Genomic DNA, 20,872 nt, shown 5'->3' with positions numbered 1-20,872 from the left:
TAATTTGCGTCGGACGGCTTTTGAAGGTGTGCCTGCACGCACCAATCCAATTCTTTTGAATGCCCCCAAGCATCGGGAAAAGCGCGTGGTCGAGATCGCTTGCAGCAGCAATGAACGCGCCGTCACTGTCGATTGATGCCGTGGCGGCAAGCACCAGATTTGTGATCGCGGGAACTGAGAGAGGCTGGTCATCGGCGCGGCCAGGACGCCCAGTTCAAGCAATTCTGCGACATCACCATGCTGGACCTGTGATCGTCGTAGATGAGGCCTGCAAGGCTGCATCGTCTCACTCAACCGGTGGAACACGGCACAATATTCAAGACAGCCTCCTTGGTCTTCTGGAACCAGTTTCGGCGGCACATTGGGAGTGCCCGCATTACCGCGTTCGGTTTGATATGAGCGCAATCTCCTGGATTTTGACCTATAACGATTTTGCGAAGGTCCCTGAGCCTCTTCTGACTCGTTGCGCCGTAATCAAATGCGAAAACCTGTCCCATGAAGAACTGTTAAGTGCAGGGGAGAGCATGGCTGAAAAAGCGGACCTATCAGCTCCATCGTATGATGCAGCGATCACCGCGATCGAACGCACGATCATTGCAATAAGACGGCCGATGAACCTGAGAGATGCCCAAAGGATCGTTCAGCGTGGCGCGGCCTTACAATCAAAACCGATGTACAATTGACTGAGAGTATCATGACCAAACCAACGCCATTTCTCACTGACCTTTGCCTACTGCTATTGCATCTGCCGTTCTATCCCCTCGCCTATTTCACACTACTGCCAGAAGTCCGCTGGGATCTGTTCGGTGTCGGCCAGAGCATCATTGTAGACGGCCTTCTCTGGTTATCGCCACTTACGAGCGGATACATGATCATACGGGTGAAACGGCAGGCGCACGTTGGGACCCTCGCCCGCTACGGCACAATCATTTTCTTTCTCGGCATCTGCATTTTGACACCCTTCATTATCGGTTTTGCAGTTTTGGCCATTGTTTCGTTTGTTGGAGTCGGTTTTGAGGGATTGATGATTTGGTGGAGAAGTCTGCTGTTTTTTGGATTCTTGTGGGTGTATTTCAGCAAGAAATGATCAAAAACGGCCATTCGAAACCACGAATCTGAAATTTGCGTAGATCGTCTAACAATAAGCCTATGCAGTTCGACTTATTAAACGATCTTCAAATCGAGCAAAAAGCATGAGAAGCCTCAAGAAGGCCTGTATCTGATGACGCAGGCCTTCGAGTGATTACGGAAGAGGACACGATTAATCATCCGCGGATAAGATTGACGACTTGATGACGTACATCCGCATTGATCCTGCCAAATTGGGGACATGAACATTGCGCGCCATTCTCGTGCCTTCACCTGGGATCAAGTAACCATGCTTCAGTAAAATCCTGCCGGCTGAGCTGGCGTTAAGAGATCCGCAAACTTCGGTTTCGAAAACTTGAGGCAATATCATATAGGTGCGTGTACCATCGTCGTCCTCTTTGAAGTATCCAGCACGCTCAAATTTTGGCAGATTCAAGATTTCCACTTGTTCCTGCTCAATGCCGGGAGCAACAGACCAGCTGTTGCCGCGAACGATTCTGTCAAACCTTGTATCACTATTTTTGGAGATAAATCGTTTTGCACGCTCTATTATATCGACTTCCTCTTTGGAGCTCTTCGACATCTGATCAACCTGCCATCTCCGGAAGCACTCTTTGACACCGTCAAGGCACGTTCCAACCGGAAAAGGCAGTATTCCCATCTTTTCAGCCAGAGACCCAGAAGCCGCTATCAATGCGAACCGCTTCGCGCGTCTGGCAGTTTGCGGATCATCATCTTCTTCTGTGACCGCAGCAAGGAATCGTTTTATCTCGGCATTGCAAAATGCAACATGAGCAGGCTGCTCCGAAACGAATTGTTGGATGAAATCTATCCCAGCATGTCCATAATGCATTCCGCTCTGGTTTCTGATTTCTTCGACGAAAGCTGCGGAATTTTTGAATCCGTGCAGGTTCTCGAAAATTCCTGTATCCTCGTCGACCTCAGCGGGCATGTCGATCATCCAAACTGTGGCTCGATTTCGTAGAACGTTGAACAAGGATGAAACATGATAAGTTCAGAAAAAAACCCACGTGCGTCCCTGGTGGTCGAAATTTTTAATCCACCTGCGCTCAACTTCTCTCGCGCTGGAAGACCGTCCCCCATCAGATCAGCGTCTGGGACGATGATGGTTTGGAATCTTCCATCGTGCGCAGCAAATTTAGCTACTGTACCCCATTGATGGAGGCCATCGATATTCGCTTTTCCAATTATTTCTAAGTTTGAGCACACAAATACGTCGCTGCTTTTTGAGGACTCATTCGTTTTGCCGTATGTCCTAACTTTTTTTCGATACCCGCGTCTGTGCGTATAAAACTTCCAAAATGTTCAACAGTGAATTCGTCATCAGTATCGCAAGGTTCAGGCACTGCTTTTTGCTCTGTCGTGGAAGTATCAAATTCTCCGGAACGCGGGATACTACGTTTCGCTGAAGCATTTGACTTATAGAGCTCAACATAAGTTCTTGGCTGCCAGCCACCTTTGACAATGTCAGACCAACCGACCTTTGTGATTTCTGATCGTGAGTGTCGCTGTTGTACGCCATCCAGAATATCAATGTCAGCCGTTATTTGCAGGTCAAGATAGAACACGTTTTTTACGCCGGCTGACCAAAATTTCCACGCAAGATTTTGGATTGAGATTTCGCTTTCGTGCTCAACACAGCTGCTGATGAAGACATTTCGCCCAGCAAGGGGCCAAAAGTATGTCCCTTCGAACTGGAGCGGAGCACCATTGAAATGGGTTACTACAACCTTATTAAGGAACTGTGATGCTGTCTCAATGGAAGCGCGGGCCCCTACAATACAAACTCCGAAATGCTCTGGTGCATTAGCGATTGCGGAACTATTCGAAAGCGCTTTCACTGGAACTGACGGATAAGGAGCATCATCAAGAAATAGGCTCATGATGGGACCCTCAATATCTTGCCGAGCGCGTTCAACGCCTCAAGGTGCCCACAGGAGTGAAGGTGTGCATACAGACTGATCGCGTCAGTACCAATCGCTTTCCGCTTGCCAACATCGAACCAGCGACCACTGATAAGGTCCACCTTAAGAACGTGCTTCGCAGCACATTTCGAACCATAGCGGCCAACAGAAAAAGTACTATCTGACACACAACCATCCAGCCACGTTTTGCAAAGCACCTCCAGGTTGAGCAGGGCGAGCTTGTCTACGATAGAGATTATTTCTATTACCTTTTTTCTGCCATTTATACTCGTATTTGACATCTTTGGTTCTTCCATTGTTGTGACCAACACAAACACTTGCGGCAGAGCAATGTCTGTGACATCAAAACAGGGAAGGCGTTCAACTTTCACTGTCCCAGCTTGTGCAGGTCGTTCTTGTTTGGACGGGACAGATTATCCCAAGGCACGGGTATGTGCCTTAGAAGACAGTCCTCGTTTAAAGCATTGACCATCAAGAACTTTCGGGAAAACTGGCAAACATTACTGTGGATAAGCTTTAATATACTGATTTTAAATGATAATTTAAGAGCACTATAATCAGAGTGCTTTCAGGCCTCACATCAGTCACATATTTTATTTCACAACTTCTCGACGCAAATTACACGTATCTACATCGCTCCCCTTTAATGCGTGAGCACCGGACACTGAGCTTTGTATAAACCCAGATCCAAGTTGAACATCTGTTCTCAGTTTCTTTCGATGAAGCGAAAATGCACCGGTTTGGACGGACGACTTCGGTATCAACCTTGCTTCATTCCAAACAATCAATCATATTCAAATAATAGAATTATTGGAGGGTGTAATGAAACTTCCCAGACGAAATTTCATTTCAGGAACAGCAGCATTAGGCATCGGCGCTGCATATGGATGGCCATCTGCGCCAGTACATGCACAAACATCTATCGGCGACATCAGGATCGATGTTGTGAGTGACGGATCGCTGACCCTACCAGGCGGGTTCATATTTGACCCCATGCCCAAGGACGAACTGCTGCCAATACTTAAGCGTTACGGCCAATCACCTGAAACCCTGACCCCGCCTTGTAACGTGACCATGATGCGACACGGCGATCGTGTTGTTCTGTTCGATGTTGGCTCCGGCCCTGACTTCTCACCGAACTCGGGCATTCTGTTAGAGTCTTTGGAAGCCTTGGGCGTGGCGCCAGACGCCGTAACGGATGTCGTCTTCACCCATGCACATCCAGATCATCTGTGGGGGCTATTGGACGACTTTGACGATCCACTCTTTCCCGATGCGCAGTATATGATCGGCAAGACAGAATGGGACTATTGGATGAACCCCAATACTGTCGATGACATTGGTGACGCGCGTGCATCCTTTGCCGTGGGCGCAAAGCGCAGGTTGGAGATGATCGAGGACCAAATGACCTTTTTCAATGACGGTGATGAGATTATGTCTGGCGTGGCTGCACGGGCAACCTTTGGCCATACGCCTGGCCACATGGCGCTTGAAGTCCGGCAAGGAAACGAGGCCGTGATGATCCTTGGGGATTGCATTGGAAACGACCATATCGCTTTTGCAAAGCCGGAATGGAATTCGGGGTCCGATCAAGATCCTGAAACAGCCGCCGCAACGCGACTGACCCTTATGGATCAACTCTTACAAGAGAAAACCCGCGTCATCGGTTTTCACCTGACGGGTAACGGGATGGGCTATATTGAAAAGGACGCGGACGGCTACCGTTTCGTGGCAGACGCATGAGGATGAAACTTACAGCATTGGCTCTCGCCCTTCTCTCATCAGCAGCATGGGCCAGCGAAGACATCCCCGACCAATACCCAGCGTCTGTTTTATATTCCAAACCGGTCGAGGTCATACCGCATGTCTTTTCCGCAATAGGGGCCACAGCGCCCCCGACATACGAGAATGCAGGTCATAACAACAACCTGAGCTTCATTATCACTGGTGACGGTGTGGTGGTGATCAATGGCGGTGGATCTTATCAACTGGCCGAAGCGCTCCACCAAGAGATCAAAGCCGTGACCCAGCAGCCAGTAAAGCTGGTCTTTAATGAAAACGGTCAAGGTCATGCGATGCTGGGCAATTCTTATTGGGCGGACCTTGGCATCGACATCGTGGCACATGTTGATGCCGCGGCCGAGTTCGAGGCGCACGGCGATCAGTCTTTGCGCGCTGCCATCGCCCGTGTGAAAGAACGTGCCGACAATACCCGCCTCACGGGTCCGACCATTGCCTTTGAAGATGAATACATCGTTGAGATGGGTGAGATGAGGATCGAAGCGCGATATCTTGGCCCCTCACACAGTCCAGGCGACATCGTCATTTGGCTGCCTCAGCAAAGCATGGTCATAGCTGGCGACATGGCCTTTCACGAGCGGATGCTACCGATCTTTGAGCATACCATGACAGCAGACTGGATCGACACCTGGGACACCGCTTTTGAACCATTGGGTGCGACCTATGTCATTCCGGGTCATGGGCATCCTACAAACATGGATCAGGTCAGACGCTATACCCGCGACTACCTGATCTATTTACGTGCGAAGATAGGTGACCTTTTGGACGAGGATGGCGGACTTGCCGAAGCCTACTATGTAGACCAATCTCCCTACGCCCATCTGGATACTTTTGAAGAATTGGCCACAAAAAATGCTGGGCGCGTCTATGAGCAAATGGAATTCGAATAGACTATCAGGCTGTCGTTGGTCTGCGGTTTTGGAACAACAAAAGGCCAGAATGGGTGGCCATCGCGCCAATCCACATGCAAAACAGGGCAACCCAAGCTGTCAGGGCAAAGATAGCCCCGCCAGACATGCCAGCGCCCACGGCACATCCCCCTGCCAGCATACTGCCAAACCCCATACACACGGCACCAAGTAAGTAGCGTTCCATCGGCGTGTCTGTATTGAATCGTTCAATCACGACCTCTCTGGCCAGCAGCGCCATGGCACAGGCACCCATGAATACACCTGGCACCAGCCCAACACCAAACCCGAGCGGCAACCCAACGGAATTGACCAACCCCATCAGTGTATCTGCGGACGGGCCGGTAAAGGTGATTGATGCAACTGGAATAACTTCAAATGAAACCTGTGCAATTGCGGAGGTCAGCAACCAACCAAGGCCAACTGCCACCCCAACACCGCCAGCGGCAAGCGCACGCGATACCGGGACGCGACAGCGCCACGACAAACCAATCGCCGCAAGCATCCCCAAAGCAGCAATCACAGCAACCGTCGCCGAGGTTAGACCAACATAGGAAAGTATATTGCGGCCATGCCCGCCCTCAATAAGCCAAAGCGATAACATGCGTTCGCGCAGTGGTGACAACACGCCGCGCAACGAGGCTTGGGCAACAAGGGTAAGCACCAAACCTGTGATCAGCGCCCTTAAGTTGCCAGTGGCCGAAAGCACCAACAGACGACTGGAACATCCCCGCGCAAGGATCATGCCGCAACCAAACAGCAGCCCGCCGATAATGGCACCCGACATGCTACCTGTCGCAGTCAGTTGACGCGCACTTGAGACATCAAGCATGTTAAGAGCAACAGCCCCTTGAACCAGAAAAACAGCAGCACAAAACGCAATGAGCCAAATTGAAAGGCGCGGCCCAAAGACAGCGCCTGATACTTCAACCGTGGCAGCACGCAGACAAAACCGTGAATGTTGCGCCATTGCGCCAAACAAGACGCCTGTTACAGCCCCCGCTGAGGCCAATACAGCCCCCTCTCCGAACTGGTCGAGAAGTCCTTCAATCAACCAAACATCCTCACGGTCGCCAACTTGTCCCGAAAAAGGCTACTACTGTGCAGCCAATGGCATTCTTGCCAGTTGGCATTGTGCCCACAACGCTTCGAGCGCGCCAATCAGGGCATTGATATCTTCCTCGCTGTGCACGGGAGACGGGGTGATCCGCAAACGTTCTGTGCCCTTTGGCACGGTCGGATAGTTGATGGGTTGAATGTAGATGCCATAATCCTGCAACAGCATATCAGAGATGAATTTGCACTTGTGTGGATCGCCCACCATAACTGGAATAATGTGGCTGGGATTTTCCACATGCGGGATGCCAATGGCATCAAGGCGCGAGCGTACGTCAGCGACTTTCTCCTGCTGCTGGACGCGTTCAGCTTTACTTTGTTTGAGGTGCCGGATCGACGCCGCCGCCCCTGCTGCCACAGCTGGCGGCAGGGCAGTGGTAAAGATGAACCCGCTGGCAAAACTACGCACGAAATCACACAGCTCGGCCGAGGCGGCGATATAGCCACCAACAACACCAAACGCCTTGCCGAGTGTTCCTTCGATAACCGTGATGCGGTCCATTAGACCTTCCCTCTCCGCAATGCCACCGCCACGCGGACCGTACAGGCCAACGGCATGAACTTCGTCCAGGTACGTCATTGCGTTGTACCTGTCCGCCAGATCACAAATTGCGGCAATGGGGGCGATGTCGCCGTCCATAGAGTAAACGCTTTCAAACGCGATCAGCTTGGGCCGGTCCAGCGGCAAAGACGCCAACTTGCTTTCAAGATCAGCCAGATCGTTGTGCGCCCAGATCATCCGCTCGGCTTGCGAGTGGCGAATGCCTTCGATCATCGAGGCGTGGTTAAGCGCGTCTGACAGAACGACACAACCCGGGATTCTGCCCGCCAGCGTACCCAAAGCCGCCCAGTTGGACACATATCCAGAGGTAAACAGCAATGCCGCTTCCTTGTCATGCAGATCGGCCAGCTCGGCCTCAAGCAGAACGTGATCATGGGTTGTGCCCGAAATATTGCGTGTGCCGCCCGCACCCGCGCCGCAGCGATCCAACGCTTCGTGCATAGCGGCTAAGACGTCTGGATGCTGCCCCATCCCAAGGTAATCATTCGAGCACCATATGGTCACATCAGACACGTCATCTCCGCGCGATGTCGCACGTGGGAAGGCACCACAATGCCGTTCAAGTTCAGCAAAGACGCGGTAGTTACCTTGAATACGCAGATCATCCAGCGCAGTTTGAAAAAAATTCTGGTAGTCCATCAGTCTCCCACAGCCTCACGCGCGATCTCATCCAGCAATGCTTGTACTTCCTGCATCGGGCCATCTGGGTAAGTGCGGTAGCCTACCATCACCTCGCCTGCACGCTCGGCGACAAAGACACCGTAAGGGCAATGTGCGATGTTCATCGGGTCCGCTTCCATAACTTTGCGTGACAAGACGGCAGAACAGAAGACAAAGATATCGGCCTCTTCAAACAGCTTTACATCACTGCCGACATCGCCTCCGGTACGGTTCAGCATTTCGCCAACGTGGCTGACATAGTCGATCACCAAGCCTTTTCCGATAATTGCGCTTTCAACACCGAATGCCGCATCGTCAAAATTGCCGTCGAAGGGATAAACCACAGATGTATCTTGCGCGTGCGCAGTGGAGAGCGTCGCAATGCAGGTCAGGCCTGCCAGAATTAGAGATCGCATGTCTATTCTCCTTTTTGGCCTATTATGACCGTTGTGGATGAGGAGGACATTGTTGTAGATCAAAGTCCCCCCGGTTTTTGTCAAGCGCCGAACATGTCGGCAGTGATGCCTGCGTACCAACCCTCGGATTCCTCATAGGTTGCTTTGCGCATTTCCGCAGTTTCACCTGTCGCCGAGATAAAGCCGTCAACTTTGGCAATTTTCTCGTTTGTCGCCTCATAGGTTGCGCCAACTTTGACACCGTCATCGGTGTCGATTAGCGACCAGCAGGTGTTCGAGAACTTCGCGGGGAAGACCTTTGAACCAGTCAACGCACCGCGCACCGCATTGGCGCATACCTTGGCTTGGCTGTTGGCCGAGAAGCCGGATTTTGGCATATCACCTTGCTGTGCAGCGTCACCAAGAACATAAATGTCCACGTCTGCTTTCGAAGACATATCACCCGCATTCACTGGTGCCCAATTGCCATCCGTGACGCCCGCGAGTTCCGCAATCCGGCCTGCTTTCATTGCTGGGATTACGTTACAAACGTCCACGTTGGTCACTTCACCATCGATCGAGACGGTCATCGCCGCTGGATCAACAGCAACATTTCCGCCGCCAAAGTCTTCACCGATCCAGTCGATCATACCATCGTAATGATCGGCCCAACCTTCTTGGAATAGCGCCTGTTTTGAGAATTTGGGTTTTGGATCAGCAACAATGATCTTGGCCGTCGGGTTATTCGCTTTGAGGAAGTGCGCAACCATCGATACACGCTCGTATGGGCCCGGAGGGCAGCGATACGGGTTCGGCGGCGCGACCATTGCAAACGTACCACCCATCGGCATCGCCATCAGCTGTGACTTGAGCAATTCGGTCTGCGAGCCACCTTTGTAGGCGTGCGGCATGGCGTTTTGTGCCGAGACATCCCAGCCCTCAACCGCGCCATCTACAAAATCAATGCCGGGGGAAATGATCAGCTTGTCATAAGCCACCGCCCCACCGCCAGCGAGGGCAACAGTCTTGGCATCGCGGTCCACGCCCGTGGCCCAATCATGCACTACATTCACACCGCCAGTCGCAAGTGCGCCGTAGGAATGGCCCAGTTCGTCCATTGTCTTGAAACCACCAAGATAGAGGTTCGAAAAGAAGCAGGTGTAATACTGGCGCGTTGGTTCGATCAGCGTAACGGCAATCTCGCCCTTGCTGTCTTTGGCAATATAGCGCGCAGCTGTGGCACCGCCGGCGCCGCCGCCAATGACAACGACCCGCGGCTTGCCGTGTCCTTCCGCAAATACGGTTGGAGCAGCCAAAGTAGCTGCCGCAACAGCACTGGCACCCAAGAATAGACGTCTGTTCAATGTCATCATTTTCTCCTCCCAGAGTTAAGCTTCGTTATTCGAGGTCCTTAAAATGAGCAGCAAGTGCTGCGATCTCTTCATCAGACAGCCGCGCTGCCATCATTTGCATGACTGGGTGCGGTCTGAGTTTTTTCTTGTAAGCGTGCATGGCAACTACAAAGTCTTCTGTAGTCCATCCACTAATGCCCGGAATACCGTCATTTGCACCACTGGCTTGATGGCAAGTCTTGCATTCACTGGCGAGATATTCGCCGTATTCTGGATCACCTTCGAGCGCCAAAATGGCTGGATCCAGATCGTGATCTGTACCTTGTACAGTTGGCTCCGCTTCGGGAATATTGGCCGGATTATCAGAATAGAGCCGCAAATAGGTCAACAGATCAATGCGGTCCTGTTCATTCTTTATGCCGCGAAAACTCATGCGCGTTTTGGAGACCAGCGCTTTCGGGTTTTCAATGAAGGCGTCCAAGGTTTCATGCGTCCACACCAGACCGTCAGCGCCCATGCGCGTCATGCTTTTGGAGTACTTTACGCCATCGATGCTGCCAGCATTTCGGCCAAAAACACCGTTCAACTGCGGACCAACACGGTTCTTGGCCCCCTCGCCGACTTGGTGGCAGGCTTTGCACTTCTTAAAAACAGTGGCACCCTTATCAGGGTTACCACCTTCTTGGGCAAAGCTGCCCCCCGCCGCCAAGAAGGCCGCGAAGGTCAATGCAGGCAACTGAGCACATCGCACTGGGCTATTCCCCGACCGACTTGAGATATTCGATTACGGCTTGCTGATCGGCTTCTTTCTTGAGCCCCGCAAAGGACATCTTGGTTCCTTTCATATACTTCTTGGGCTTTGCCAGAAATGCTGCCAACTCTTCTGCGGTCCAAATTAAACCGCCCTCAGCCGCCGCTTTCATCGGTTTGGAGTATTTGAAGCCGTCGACTGCACCAGCGGTGTTGCCAACAACGCCAGTTAAGATAGGGCCAGAACGGTTCTGGGCCCCCTCGCCCAATTGGTGACAGGCCTTACATTTCTTGAAAACCTTTTCGCCAGCAGCAGCCAAGTCCGCATCAAAAGTGGCGGCCACAATGTTGGCCTCGGCTTCAGGCGTGACTTCTTCAACAGCAACAACCTTCATCGTCTCGGCAGCGGCCTCGATTGCTTTACCAGCGCCCTCTTCTTCTGGTGTCACGTCCAAAACCATTGCGCGCATCGTTACTTCGACAGGCTTTTCCTTGCAGTTCTCCATACAAGGTTCGCCCGACCAGACCGAATACTCTGTCGCGGCACGATCATCGACGATGAATCCGTTTGCATTGGGCATTTCAACGTCAAAGAACGTTTCTTTGGACAACACAAAGTCATCTTCGATCAAATCATTGGAATAAAGAATGTAGGCAACGATGGCATAAGTCTCGTCATCCGTCAGCGTACCTGCATTGCCGTACGGCATTGACCGTTTGATATAGTCAAATGACGTCGACAAGTAGGGCCAGTAAGAGCCTACAGTCTTGAGCGGGTCTTCGCGGTCAAGCGTGTCTGCACCGCCAGCCAACTTTGGCCAGTTGTCGATTCCTTCGGCAAAGTCACCGTGGCAAGCTGCACATTTGGTGGCAAAGATTTCCTCACCATCAATTGCGTCTCCAGATCCTTCGGGCAATCCTGTGCCATCAGCGCTGATGTCGCCATCCCATGCGGCAATCTCTTCGGGAAGTGCCATGCGGCCAAGGCCAAACTTTTCAGCAATTGCGGGTCCGGCAACCAAGGTCAGAGCCGTTAAAAGTGCTGTTGATTTAAGAAACTTCAACATTTTCCGCCTCGCCATTGCTGCGTACCAACCACGTCTGGATACAGTTGTTGTGATAGATGGAGTTCAAACCACGCACCTTGCGCAATTGCGCTTTGGTCGGCTGGACATATCCGGTGTCGTCCATGGCACGGCTTTGCAGCATCATTTCCGAGCCGTCCCAATCGGTATCAAGATAGAAACGCGTGAGCGCCATCTTTTCACCCGGTTTGGCCAGTCGCGCAGTTTCCCACGTCATGCCGCCATCCTTTGACACGTCCACTCGTTTTATTGCCCCATTTCCAGACCATGCCAGACCCGAAATCACCAATGGCCCTTTGCCATGCGTAATGGGGGATTGCGGGCTCGGCGTGGTCACAACAGACTTTGCGTCCATCGCCCATGTCCACTTGCGGCTGATGCCATTCTCAAGCGTATCGGTGTATTTTGAGGTCTCTTCGCGGCTCTCAACCGGTCCGTCGGTGACTTCGATACGGCGTATCCATTTGACCCACATATTGCCTTCCCAACCGGGCACGACAAGGCGCACAGGATAGCCATGCTCTTTGCGCAATGCTTCACCGTTGGCTTTGAAAGCGATCAGGCAATCGTCCAACGCTTTTTCCATTGGAATGGAACGACCGTTTGACGATGCGTCAGCACCTTCAACAAACACCCATTTGTCTTTGAGGTCGCCCGCCGAGTCCAAACCGGCTTCTTCCAGCAACGTCCGCAAGGACACGCCAGTGTATTCCATGTTGTGGATCATGCCGTGGGTGAACTGCGCGCCATTCAGCTGTGCGCCAGCCCATTCCATGCCAGTATTGGCAGCACATTCACAGAAGTAGACGTGGTTTTCGCGAGGGAACCGTTCGAGGTCAGCGTAGGAAAACACCAAAGGGGTGTCTACCAAGCCATTTATCATCAATCGGTAATCTTCTTTCTTAAGGTCAATCGCACCGGAATGATGACGCTCGAACGCGCAGCCCTGCGGTGTGATGGTCCCGTCCAACGCATGGATCGGGGTGAAGTTGATCGAACTGACCGTATCCGCCGTCAACCACTCTACGTTTCGGCGAATTACGTCGCCTTCGTATTCAATTGGCAAACCATAGGGTGTCTCGTCTACGCCATCGCCAAAGGCTTGCGCCCATTCCTGCGTTTCGGTGATCAATGGTTCAGGTGTTTCTGCTTTGGCGCTACTGGTGGCAGCGATCGCGGCACCTGCCGCAACCCCGCTTACCAGAAATTTTCTACGCGACGGTTCGTTTGTCATGCAAATGTCCTTAAATCAGTCCCAAACACCCAACCCGTTCAAGGGCGGATGTAAGCAAAATCATTCTCTTGCAACTCAATCAGACGCACCACGCCTGACGGTACAACTGTGGCTTCATCCATCAATGCAACCTTCTTGCCTGCCTTCTTTTCCATAGCGTTCAGCGTATTGCCGCAAGCTGCAAAGGACAGATTTTCCATCAACAGCGACATTGCTGAAATCCGGTCGGCAACGGGACTTTTTTCGGCAACAAACATATTCAAGCCCGGGCCGTATGCCACCAACTCAATCATGACAGTGTCGCCTTGCCCTTCGTAATAGCTGGTCACATTGGCTACATTGTTCAGGGCCATATTCATGACCTGCGGATCGTTTTCATCCACATGGATTGCAACCTTATGTACGACGCCTTCAGCCCAAGCGCCTGTGGCAAGAACTGCTGCTATCATTGCTGCTCCAAAAATCTTCATAATGATATCTCCCGTTGCGGACTGGATTATGTGCCAACCATTTTCACACTGTTGTTTGGATCAAGGGAAATCGTTCCCTGTTTTGCGATATGCGCCTCTACGACATCCCAGATAGGAGGGCCTTCAGTGCCTTCGTTGACGGATGCCCATCCAGCAACTTGGTACGTCTTGGACGGATCAAGTGCCTCACCGGTTTTGAGCAAAGTCATTTCGGTGATGCGGTCGCCTTGCGGCTTGGTCACGTCGATCCGGTAGCCAAGACCACCAACGCGCACCATGTCGCCGCCTTGCTGGTAATAGGGATCGGGATTGAATAGGTTATCGGCCACGTCTTCGAGCACGACATGCAGGAATTCACCTGTCATTTCCGTGCGGTACGCCTCGCCATACGACATCGACGTCACGTTCCAAATATCCTCACGTGTGATGTCCTGACCAGGCAGGATCGACGGGCCCCAACGCACTCCAGGCGACAGAGCGATATCTGCCTCTCGCTCAGAAATCAGCGCATCACAGATCAGATCGTCCCATGTGCCGTTGAAATTCCCACGGCGGTACAACGTCTGGTCCTCACCTGTTTTGCCAATGACTTCGCTCAATTGATCCACGTAAGGGGCGCGTTGGTCATCAATCAGCTTGGCAACTTCAGCATCAGGCGTAATCACGTCCGAGAAGATAGGGATAAGCTTGTGGCGGAACCCAAACATGCGGCCGTCACGTACATCCAGGTCGACGCGGCTGACAAACTTGCCGTTGGAACCAGACGCGACAATAATCGTGTCGCCAACAATCACGGGTTCAGGAAGTGCATCGTGAGTGTGTCCTGACAGAATAACATTGATGCCAGTCACTTTGCCGGCCATCTGCTTGTCTACGTCAAAGCCGTTATGCGAAAGACAAACGACCAGTTCTGCACCTTCCGCACGAACCTGATCGACCATTTCCTGCATGTTCTCATCACGGATGCCGAATGAGTATTCCGGGAACATCCAACCGGGGTTTGCGATCGGCATGTACGGGAACGCTTGACCGATCACAGCGACCTTAACGCCGCCAGTCTCGTAGAATTTGTAGGGTGGGAACAATTCTGCTGGTTCGTCCCATTCGGCGTCGAAAATGTTCTGGCCAAGGGCCGCAAAGGGTAAACCTTCAACGATCTCTTGAACCCTCTCGGACCCCAGCGTGAATTCCCAGTGAAATGTCATCGCATCCGGCTTAAGCGCGTTCATCACGTTGACCATGTCTTGGCCCTGCGTGTGGTGGCAAGTGTAACTGCCATGCCATGTATCGCCGCCATCCAGTAGCAGCGCGTCAGGACGGTCAGCGCGGATCGAATTGATTACAGTCGCCACACGGTCAAGCCCACCAACTCGGCCATAGCTCTGCGCGAGTGCGCTGAAATCATTGTAGCTCAACGCATAGGCAGATGGGCTGCCATCATCGATCCCATAAAGCTTGCGGAAATCGGCCCCCGTGACATGCGGCACAGCGCCCTTATTGCCGCCTACCCCGATATTGATCGAGGGTTCACGAAAGTAGATCGGTTTAAGCTGCGCATGGATATCCGTGATGTGGATCAACGACACATTCCCGAACGTATCAAACTCAAGCAACTTGTCTTGGGTCAGCGCTTGTTGTGCTGCCAAACGACCCCAATTTCCAAAACCGGAAGTGCCATAAAGGGCTGCTGCTGCCATGCTTGTCTGCAAAAAGTCGCGGCGGGATATCATTCAGGTGCTCCAGTCGCGCATACATATGCGCATTATTGAATGGGTTAGGTGCGAAAAACCCCGCGCCGATCGCTCGGGCGGGGTCAACAGTTCTTAATTGCGGATCGACGGGCCTTCGACGCTCAAACCATTGCCACGTGAAGCGACGTAGAGCTCAAGAGCGATGAACTCGGCACTACCGGGCTTGTAGGTTTCAGCGCGGGTGTCACGAATACACCCTTTGAAACGCGAGTGGGACCCGTTGAGCTTGGTGTTTTTAAGGCGGTACACTGGGAAGCCGTTGATCTGGCCTTGGCTCAAGTGGTCTGCGCGGATCATGTTGCCATAGTTTTCTTCGTGGCAATTGGCGCAAGACAGCTCAAGTTGACCAGTGCGGGTATAGTACAATTCCTTGCCCATCTCCCATGTCGACTGCGCTGGACCGTCTATGGCCACGTCGACAGGCATGCCGCGCGATACGGATGCGAGGGCAGCTTCCATATTGATCGCATCACCTTTGTCATAAGCCCATGCTTCGGCACCCATGCGGTTTGTGCGGCAATCGTTTACCTGCATCTGCAGGGTCCGAACCTCGCCAGCCTCTTCATTCCACTTGGGATATGCCGCTTTGACACCTGCCATGCTGTCCATATCGCTGTGACAATCCTTGCACGATTTGCCTTCAGTACCATCCGCCGACGCCCAAACTTCTTGCGCTTTCTCCACGAAGATCATGCCGGGATTGTCGAAATCATCCATCTGCATGGCGCGCGTTTCCTTACCGCGAAACAGCCAGCCTGACATCACTTCGTCCAAAGCATCAGATACATGGGCGGGCGCGGTTGTGCGCACGACCATTTTGGTTTCTTCATTCAGGATCAGCGTGTCATCAGCCGGATCGGCCATTGCACCTGATGTTGTCAGCAGTGTCGCCAATAAAGCGCCTGTCAATTTCCGCATAGTGTCCCTCCCAAGATACGTGTGCGTTCAACCGATCGCGATCGATTTGGTTTCTTCGTAGACGTCACCGTCATCATCATACCAAGTGAATTTGAACTCACCCGCTTCTGGAACCAAGGCTTCGAATTCAAAGTACGGGTTGGTTGAAATCGCGGGTTCCATCGCCACATCAACGACGTTCACACCATTAAAATCACATGTAAAACGGTTGATGATCGAACGCGGGATCACGTTGCCTTCTTTGTCCTTACGCTGACCTGATTCCATCTTGTGGCTGATCAACGTCTTGATGGTAATCGTATCACCAGCAGCCGCTTTTTTTGGAACTTTGACGCGAGGTTTTACACCAGATGCCATGATATTTCTCCCTTAAGAGTTCAGCCGCCGCAGCCGCCGATTGTTACTTTGACGGTGCTTGATGCCTGAACGAACGATCCGTCCTCAAGTTTGGCAATCGCCATGACATCCTGTGTACCTGCAAGGCGAATGCGTGTGGATGCCGCGCGCGATGCGGACAACTTACCGAACTTGAACGTCGCAACTCCGGGCGTCGGATTGCCTGTAGCAAGCACCAGAATTTCCACCGCAGTTTCCGAGGACACTTCGATTGGCACTGTGTTGCCGTTTTCTGCAATTTCGGGTGCGGTCAGGCTGATATCGCCCTCACCCACTTCGGCACCGCCCGTGAAGGCCGCGATCGCTTCTTCCGTTGCCGCAAATGCGCGGATCGGCAAGCCAGCAACCAATAGGGCACCTGCCCCCAGCGCAATGGCGTTACGACGTGTCAATTTCATGTGTCTGTCTCCTTCATCCCTGAAAAGGGTTGGATTATTCTTTCAGTGTGACGAGATATGCCACTACGTCTTCAATCTGTTGCGCGCTCAGAATTGGCCCGAACGTGTCATCCGCCGCGTCACCAGTGTAGGCGTTGCCGGGACGGATAAAGCCCTCTGTTTTGTAAAAGGACGGCATCAAGCTGTCCTCGAACATCATCTTGGCATTCGCTACGATGCCGCGCAGCTCTGCCTCGCTCCAACGCTCACCGGCACCATCAAGCATGGGTCCTATTTCGCCATGGAAAGGCACTTCTTCAGCCAGATCGGTCAGCTGGTGACACGCAACGCAATTGCCCTGCTTTTTATCGCCAACGATAATTCGGCCATTTGCCGCATCTCCCGCTAAGCCCGACAATGATTGCTCCACAGTGCCATCGGAAAAGCTCACTGCTGTTGGCTTAACATCTTCGGCAAAGGCCACCGTGGCTACGATCCCCACCGCGACGGCTGAAATAACAGATATCCGCATAAGTCCTCCCAAAGACTGCATTGGGCATACCGTAGCGCACAGTTTCGTGACGACGCAACAACAAATTCAAGTACTTGAATAATATTGTATGACGGAGCCAATCAGGCTGCCGCTATCCTATTGGCTCTGCTCGGTAAATTTTCGGGCATGATACTTTTGGAAGCTTTCCTCGCCATTGTACCCTTCCTCCACGATCCAATTCAGCATGTTGAATGTTGTGTGACGCCCGAAAGCGCCAGGCATTGTTGCGACCGAAACTTGACTGGCAATCATTCCCTCATCGACCTGCGCCGGGAAGAAAATGATCATCGGAGTGAACAAAGCACCCCACTTTTTGACCATGTCTTTTTCAGGCATTACTGTGCCGTCAAAATCAGTCACCTCAACATCGCCAAACATGTTGATCTGCACGACAAAGAAGTTCTCCTCGAGATAGTCGGCGATGTTTTCCTGAACAAAGACCTCCTCGTGCATCTTCTTGCAGTAGATACATCCACGCTGCTCGATGATGACCATCAGCCGTTTTCCTTCGGAATTGGCTTCCTCAAGGTCTTCGGTCAAGTCTTTGAATGTATCGCGCATCCACGGCGCTTTGTGCAGGCCATCGTCACCAATTTCGGCAGCCACAGCGCCTGTTGCCAGCATCACCATTACTACGCATAATTTGAGTAGTTTTCCCATTACATTTCCTCTTCAGATCAGCGCAACACACCAATATCCGGTGCGATGGAAAGCATCCACTGCGCGATGTAATTCATTGAATTTGTTGCAATCAAAAGGCCAAATATGATCAGCATTGCACCCATTATTTTTTCAATTAAACCAAGATGTTTGCGGAACCTCTGCATCCATCGCATGAAGGGTCCAATAAAGAATGCTGCCATGATGAAAGGTGCAGTCATCCCAACCCCGTAAACGAACAACAACCATGCGCCTGTTGAAGCGGTGTCGGCCCCTGCTGCTGTAAACAGGATTGCAGCCAGAACCGGCCCTACGCAGGGCGTCCAGCCAAAGGCAAAGGCCAACCCAATAACATAAGCGCCAGCCAAACTGACATTAGATGTACTGCCTGCATCCGCGCGCAATTGGCGGTACAGAATGCCAATACGGATTACGCCCAGAAAATGCAGCCCCATCGCAATGATGATGGCGGCAGCAAACCAACGCAAAATGTCAAAATACTCTCGGACAACCTGCCCGAATAGCGTGGCAGCAGCCCCCAACCCCATAAAGATGGTTATAACACCCGCGGCAAAACAGAATGCAGCCAGAACTGCACGGTTGCGCGTTGCTGTATCAATCTGCGCATCGGCGGAGATCTGGTTCATGCCCACGCCTGCAAGATAGCTGAGATAGAACGGTACAATCGGCAAAATACAGGGCGATAGGAATGAAAGCAGGCCTGCAAAAGCGGCTCCCAGAAAGGTAATGTCCATCATGGCAGTAGCCCATCCTTGTGTCATTCACGTATTCATATTACGTTATGTGAACAACAAAGGTCAAATTCAGATGTCTCTTCGAACCGCCCTTTTCGGCGCCTTACTCGTTACCGCTGGCACCATGTCCGCAAATGCGCAATCCAAACTTATCATGGCCGAGGAAATCGGCTGTGTCTGGTGTGCGCGTTGGAACGAAGAAATTTCCGAAATTTACCCCAAGACCGGTGAGGGCCGTGCAGCACCCCTCGAACGGATGGACATCCACATGCCCTACCCGCCAGAGTTGGAATTTGCGTCAAAGCTGCGGTTTACCCCAACTTTTGTGCTGATGATCGATAACAAGGAAGTCTCACGGCTTGAGGGCTATCCCGGTGAGGATTTCTTTTGGGGGGTGTTGGGCCAAATGCTTGAAAAAGCAAGCGTCGGCGTCAGCCAATGAAGTGAAAAACAATTATAAAATCAACGATTGTGTGATGAGGGCTTGGCCCTTATGAACACGCAAACCTTGGCCGATCTGGCCAAAATCAAAAAAATATCGAGGACGATATGGGCCTACCAGTTTTTGACGTGAACATGTGTGCAGAAGATTTGGACAAGATGGCAGTCAATGCTGTTGAAGCGTCCAATTTTCTCAAAGCTATCAGCCATGAAGGCCGATTGATGATCCTCTGCCATCTTGTCTCTGGCGAGAAATCAGTGACCGAACTGGAAACCCTTCTTTCGGCGCGTCAAGCGGCGGTATCCCAGCAGTTGTCCCGACTGCGGCTTGAAGGGCTTGTGAAACCGCGTCGTGATGGCAAGACCATCTATTACAGCCTGACCGATGACCGTCCCAAGCAGATTATGGAAGTTGTTTATGAGCTGTTCTGTAAGGAAAAGTGATGACGCTTTTCTGTGTCAAAGCCTGAATCGTTCAACTGATGCTTGACCTGATGTCCGAACCGACACTCGTCGCCCTTATCGGCCTTGTCGGAGGCCTGTTTCTTGGCCTTGCTGCCCGCATTGGCCGCTTTTGTACGCTGGGTGCTATCGAAGATTTGTATTATGGCGACAACTCGCTCCGTCTAAGGATGTGGGGAATAGCCATTGGCGTGGCAATCATCGGCACGTTCGGCTTATCGGCTTTTGGGTTGCTTGACTTGCAGCAAACTCTATACCTGTCGCTGCGCTGGAACCCTTTTGCTAGTGTCGTGGGTGGTTTGCTGTTCGGCTATGGCATGGCTCTGGCAGGCAACTGTGGCTATGGCGCTTTGGCGCGCGTTGGCGGCGGCGATCTACGCTCCCTCCTCATTGTTCTGATTATGGGGATCTCAGCCTACGTAACTTTGGGCGGGCCTCTTTCGGGAGTGCGCATCTGGTTGTTTGGTCCAGCTGAACCCACTGATGGAACGCCATCATATGCAAACGCACTTGCCAATGCCACTGGCCTGTCAGTCGATGCGACAGGTATCGTGATCGGGCTTGTGATCCTCCTGCTTACATTATTGAACCGAGATCTGCGCGCCTCCTCTTCCCACATCGTTTGGGGCGCAGTGGTTGGCCTCGCAATCGTATCGGGATGGGCCGGCACCCAATGGGTTTCCAGCAATGGCTTCGACGCCACACCCGTCGTCAGCCACACGTTTTCTGCACCAATTGGCGAAACGATGCTTTATGCAATGACATCTTCGGGCAATTCTATCAGCTTCGGAACAGGATCCGTCGTTGGTGTGATTGTCGGTGCTTTCTTTGGCAGTCTACTTAAGCGGCAATTCCGGTGGGAAGCCTGTGATGATGCCAGAGAACTACGTCGCCAAATTCTCGGCGCTGTATTGATGGGTGTTGGTGCCGTTATCGCGATCGGGTGCAGCGTTGGACAAGGCCTTTCGGCATTTTCAGTTTTGGCCTACGGCGCGCCACTCACATTGGGGTGCATCATGATCGGTTCAGCAATTGGCCTTCGGCAATTGATTTTGGGCTTCGCACCTGAAGTGTGAGATCGGGCTGCAGATTTTTCCACTGAAATAGAAGTCGATACAATCTCTCGACTTTCTTCCCACTATTCCCGCTATTCCCAACAATACCTAGGAAGGATTGGCCTCGTGGCATCTGG

The 20,872-nt window shown here is 52.2% G+C and carries 25 protein-coding genes; 7 read left to right on the top strand and 18 right to left on the bottom strand.

The window, feature by feature from the left end; all coding sequences use genetic code 11:
* The first annotated feature begins 59 nt into the window (after positions 1-59).
* Both V7775_RS11200 and V7775_RS11195 read left to right on the top strand, forming a co-directional pair.
* Positions 60-683, top strand: a complete 624-nt coding sequence (locus V7775_RS11200) for an AAA family ATPase (RefSeq protein WP_335751978.1) — start codon at positions 60-62, stop codon at positions 681-683.
* Positions 684-694: 11 nt separating this feature from the next.
* On the top strand, positions 695-1,087 hold the full coding sequence (locus tag V7775_RS11195; protein WP_335751977.1) for a hypothetical protein: 393 nt from the start codon (positions 695-697) through the stop codon (positions 1,085-1,087).
* Between the two features lie 174 nt (positions 1,088-1,261).
* Here V7775_RS11195 and V7775_RS11190 read toward each other — a convergent pair whose 3' ends face one another.
* From V7775_RS11190 to V7775_RS11180, 3 genes are all read right to left on the bottom strand, one after another.
* Positions 1,262-2,041, bottom strand: coding sequence for a hypothetical protein (locus V7775_RS11190; protein WP_335751976.1), 780 nt, complete (start codon positions 2,039-2,041; stop codon positions 1,262-1,264).
* Positions 2,042-2,303: 262 nt separating this feature from the next.
* Positions 2,304-2,993: a hypothetical protein gene (locus tag V7775_RS11185; protein WP_335751975.1), complete on the bottom strand. Its 690-nt coding sequence runs from the start codon at positions 2,991-2,993 to the stop codon at positions 2,304-2,306.
* Positions 2,990-3,406 carry a hypothetical protein gene (locus tag V7775_RS11180; protein WP_335751974.1) on the bottom strand — a complete coding sequence of 139 codons (417 nt, stop codon included), beginning with the start codon at positions 3,404-3,406 and terminating at the stop codon, positions 2,990-2,992. The genes V7775_RS11185 and V7775_RS11180 overlap by 4 nt, the downstream gene beginning before the upstream one ends.
* Positions 3,407-3,857: 451 nt before the next feature.
* On the opposite strand from V7775_RS11180, the gene V7775_RS11175 reads away from it, so the two are divergent.
* A complete protein-coding gene (locus V7775_RS11175) occupies positions 3,858-4,778 on the top strand; it encodes an MBL fold metallo-hydrolase (RefSeq protein WP_335751973.1) in 921 nt (306 codons plus the stop codon).
* Between the two features lie 2 nt (positions 4,779-4,780).
* Positions 4,781-5,725, top strand: a complete 945-nt coding sequence (locus V7775_RS11170) for an MBL fold metallo-hydrolase (protein ID WP_335752023.1) — start codon at positions 4,781-4,783, stop codon at positions 5,723-5,725.
* A gap of 4 nt (positions 5,726-5,729) precedes the next feature.
* On the opposite strand, the gene V7775_RS11165 is transcribed toward V7775_RS11170, so the two are convergent.
* The 15 genes from V7775_RS11165 to V7775_RS11095 form a co-directional block, all read right to left on the bottom strand.
* A complete protein-coding gene (locus V7775_RS11165; RefSeq protein WP_335751972.1) occupies positions 5,730-6,797 on the bottom strand; it encodes a YeeE/YedE family protein in 1,068 nt (355 codons plus the stop codon).
* Positions 6,798-6,839: 42 nt separating this feature from the next.
* A complete protein-coding gene (gene hemA / locus V7775_RS11160) occupies positions 6,840-8,060 on the bottom strand; it encodes a 5-aminolevulinate synthase (RefSeq protein WP_335751971.1) in 1,221 nt (406 codons plus the stop codon).
* Positions 8,060-8,497, bottom strand: coding sequence for a DUF302 domain-containing protein (locus V7775_RS11155; RefSeq protein ID WP_335751970.1), 438 nt, complete (start codon positions 8,495-8,497; stop codon positions 8,060-8,062). Before V7775_RS11155 ends, hemA begins: the two co-directional genes overlap by 1 nt.
* Before the next feature lie 80 nt (positions 8,498-8,577).
* A complete protein-coding gene (locus V7775_RS11150) occupies positions 8,578-9,846 on the bottom strand; it encodes an NAD(P)/FAD-dependent oxidoreductase (protein WP_335751969.1) in 1,269 nt (422 codons plus the stop codon).
* Positions 9,847-9,874: 28 nt separating this feature from the next.
* The gene (locus tag V7775_RS11145; protein ID WP_335751968.1) at positions 9,875-10,579 is read right to left on the bottom strand and encodes a c-type cytochrome; all 705 of its coding nucleotides are present in this window, start codon (positions 10,577-10,579) and stop codon (positions 9,875-9,877) included.
* Between the two features lie 4 nt (positions 10,580-10,583).
* Positions 10,584-11,645, bottom strand: a complete 1,062-nt coding sequence (locus V7775_RS11140; protein WP_335751967.1) for a c-type cytochrome — start codon at positions 11,643-11,645, stop codon at positions 10,584-10,586.
* Positions 11,629-12,897, bottom strand: a complete 1,269-nt coding sequence (soxC, locus tag V7775_RS11135) for a sulfite dehydrogenase (protein ID WP_335751966.1) — start codon at positions 12,895-12,897, stop codon at positions 11,629-11,631. The genes V7775_RS11140 and soxC overlap by 17 nt, the downstream gene beginning before the upstream one ends.
* Positions 12,898-12,935: 38 nt before the next feature.
* Complete coding sequence (locus tag V7775_RS11130) at positions 12,936-13,367, bottom strand: DsrE family protein (protein ID WP_335751965.1); 432 nt, start codon at positions 13,365-13,367, stop codon at positions 12,936-12,938.
* 26 nt (positions 13,368-13,393) lie between these two features.
* A complete protein-coding gene (soxB, locus tag V7775_RS11125) occupies positions 13,394-15,097 on the bottom strand; it encodes a thiosulfohydrolase SoxB (RefSeq protein ID WP_335751964.1) in 1,704 nt (567 codons plus the stop codon).
* A 93-nt stretch (positions 15,098-15,190) separates the two neighbouring features.
* Positions 15,191-16,036, bottom strand: a complete 846-nt coding sequence (gene soxA / locus V7775_RS11120) for a sulfur oxidation c-type cytochrome SoxA (RefSeq protein WP_335751963.1) — start codon at positions 16,034-16,036, stop codon at positions 15,191-15,193.
* A 27-nt stretch (positions 16,037-16,063) separates the two neighbouring features.
* Positions 16,064-16,393, bottom strand: a complete 330-nt coding sequence (gene soxZ / locus V7775_RS11115) for a thiosulfate oxidation carrier complex protein SoxZ (protein ID WP_335751962.1) — start codon at positions 16,391-16,393, stop codon at positions 16,064-16,066.
* Positions 16,394-16,413: 20 nt separating this feature from the next.
* Complete coding sequence (gene soxY / locus V7775_RS11110; protein ID WP_335751961.1) at positions 16,414-16,830, bottom strand: thiosulfate oxidation carrier protein SoxY; 417 nt, start codon at positions 16,828-16,830, stop codon at positions 16,414-16,416.
* Between the two features lie 34 nt (positions 16,831-16,864).
* Entirely contained in the window at positions 16,865-17,341 is a 477-nt protein-coding gene (gene soxX / locus V7775_RS11105; protein ID WP_335751960.1) for a sulfur oxidation c-type cytochrome SoxX, read from the bottom strand.
* Positions 17,342-17,458: 117 nt separating this feature from the next.
* Positions 17,459-18,022, bottom strand: a complete 564-nt coding sequence (locus V7775_RS11100; protein ID WP_335751959.1) for a thioredoxin family protein — start codon at positions 18,020-18,022, stop codon at positions 17,459-17,461.
* Positions 18,023-18,039: 17 nt separating this feature from the next.
* On the bottom strand, positions 18,040-18,780 hold the full coding sequence (locus V7775_RS11095; protein ID WP_335752022.1) for a cytochrome c biogenesis CcdA family protein: 741 nt from the start codon (positions 18,778-18,780) through the stop codon (positions 18,040-18,042).
* 70 nt (positions 18,781-18,850) lie between these two features.
* Here V7775_RS11095 and V7775_RS11090 point away from each other — a divergent pair, with 70 nt between their 5' ends.
* The 3 genes from V7775_RS11090 to V7775_RS11080 all read left to right on the top strand — a co-directional run bounded on the left by V7775_RS11090 (position 18,851) and on the right by V7775_RS11080 (position 20,756).
* Positions 18,851-19,219: a hypothetical protein gene (locus tag V7775_RS11090; protein ID WP_335751958.1), complete on the top strand. Its 369-nt coding sequence runs from the start codon at positions 18,851-18,853 to the stop codon at positions 19,217-19,219.
* A gap of 107 nt (positions 19,220-19,326) precedes the next feature.
* A complete protein-coding gene (locus V7775_RS11085; protein ID WP_335751957.1) occupies positions 19,327-19,662 on the top strand; it encodes an ArsR/SmtB family transcription factor in 336 nt (111 codons plus the stop codon).
* 38 nt (positions 19,663-19,700) lie between these two features.
* On the top strand, positions 19,701-20,756 hold the full coding sequence (locus V7775_RS11080; RefSeq protein WP_335751956.1) for a YeeE/YedE family protein: 1,056 nt from the start codon (positions 19,701-19,703) through the stop codon (positions 20,754-20,756).
* Positions 20,757-20,872: the final 116 nt, after the last annotated feature.

The organism is Sulfitobacter sp., assembly GCF_036960155.1.
Classification (GTDB): Bacteria; Pseudomonadota; Alphaproteobacteria; order Rhodobacterales; family Rhodobacteraceae; genus Sulfitobacter.
The sequence above is the reverse complement of the archived record's forward strand: the minus strand, read 5'-3'. Positions and strand labels throughout refer to the sequence as shown.

Bases quoted from the DNA above. Each gene is read 5' to 3' on its own strand.
- V7775_RS11200 (WP_335751978.1), top strand. From the start codon at position 60: ATGCCCCCAAGCATCGGGAAAAGCGCGTGGTCGAGATCGCTTGCAGCA.
- V7775_RS11100 (WP_335751959.1), bottom strand. From the start codon at position 18,022: ATGGGAAAACTACTCAAATTATGCGTAGTAATGGTGATGCTGGCAACA.
- V7775_RS11175 (WP_335751973.1), top strand. From the start codon at position 3,858: ATGAAACTTCCCAGACGAAATTTCATTTCAGGAACAGCAGCATTAGGC.
- V7775_RS11185 (WP_335751975.1), bottom strand. From the start codon at position 2,993: ATGAGCCTATTTCTTGATGATGCTCCTTATCCGTCAGTTCCAGTGAAA.
- V7775_RS11170 (WP_335752023.1), top strand. From the start codon at position 4,781: ATGAAACTTACAGCATTGGCTCTCGCCCTTCTCTCATCAGCAGCATGG.
- V7775_RS11140 (WP_335751967.1), bottom strand. From the start codon at position 11,645: ATGTTGAAGTTTCTTAAATCAACAGCACTTTTAACGGCTCTGACCTTG.
- V7775_RS11150 (WP_335751969.1), bottom strand. From the start codon at position 9,846: ATGACATTGAACAGACGTCTATTCTTGGGTGCCAGTGCTGTTGCGGCA.
- soxC (WP_335751966.1), bottom strand. From the start codon at position 12,897: ATGACAAACGAACCGTCGCGTAGAAAATTTCTGGTAAGCGGGGTTGCG.
- hemA (WP_335751971.1), bottom strand. From the start codon at position 8,060: ATGGACTACCAGAATTTTTTTCAAACTGCGCTGGATGATCTGCGTATT.
- V7775_RS11190 (WP_335751976.1), bottom strand. From the start codon at position 2,041: ATGCCCGCTGAGGTCGACGAGGATACAGGAATTTTCGAGAACCTGCAC.
- V7775_RS11080 (WP_335751956.1), top strand. From the start codon at position 19,701: ATGCTTGACCTGATGTCCGAACCGACACTCGTCGCCCTTATCGGCCTT.
- V7775_RS11155 (WP_335751970.1), bottom strand. From the start codon at position 8,497: ATGCGATCTCTAATTCTGGCAGGCCTGACCTGCATTGCGACGCTCTCC.
- V7775_RS11090 (WP_335751958.1), top strand. From the start codon at position 18,851: ATGTCTCTTCGAACCGCCCTTTTCGGCGCCTTACTCGTTACCGCTGGC.
- V7775_RS11195 (WP_335751977.1), top strand. From the start codon at position 695: ATGACCAAACCAACGCCATTTCTCACTGACCTTTGCCTACTGCTATTG.
- V7775_RS11085 (WP_335751957.1), top strand. From the start codon at position 19,327: ATGGGCCTACCAGTTTTTGACGTGAACATGTGTGCAGAAGATTTGGAC.
- soxB (WP_335751964.1), bottom strand. From the start codon at position 15,097: ATGATATCCCGCCGCGACTTTTTGCAGACAAGCATGGCAGCAGCAGCC.
- V7775_RS11095 (WP_335752022.1), bottom strand. From the start codon at position 18,780: ATGATGGACATTACCTTTCTGGGAGCCGCTTTTGCAGGCCTGCTTTCA.
- soxA (WP_335751963.1), bottom strand. From the start codon at position 16,036: ATGCGGAAATTGACAGGCGCTTTATTGGCGACACTGCTGACAACATCA.
- soxZ (WP_335751962.1), bottom strand. From the start codon at position 16,393: ATGGCATCTGGTGTAAAACCTCGCGTCAAAGTTCCAAAAAAAGCGGCT.
- soxX (WP_335751960.1), bottom strand. From the start codon at position 17,341: ATGCGGATATCTGTTATTTCAGCCGTCGCGGTGGGGATCGTAGCCACG.
- V7775_RS11130 (WP_335751965.1), bottom strand. From the start codon at position 13,367: ATGAAGATTTTTGGAGCAGCAATGATAGCAGCAGTTCTTGCCACAGGC.
- soxY (WP_335751961.1), bottom strand. From the start codon at position 16,830: ATGAAATTGACACGTCGTAACGCCATTGCGCTGGGGGCAGGTGCCCTA.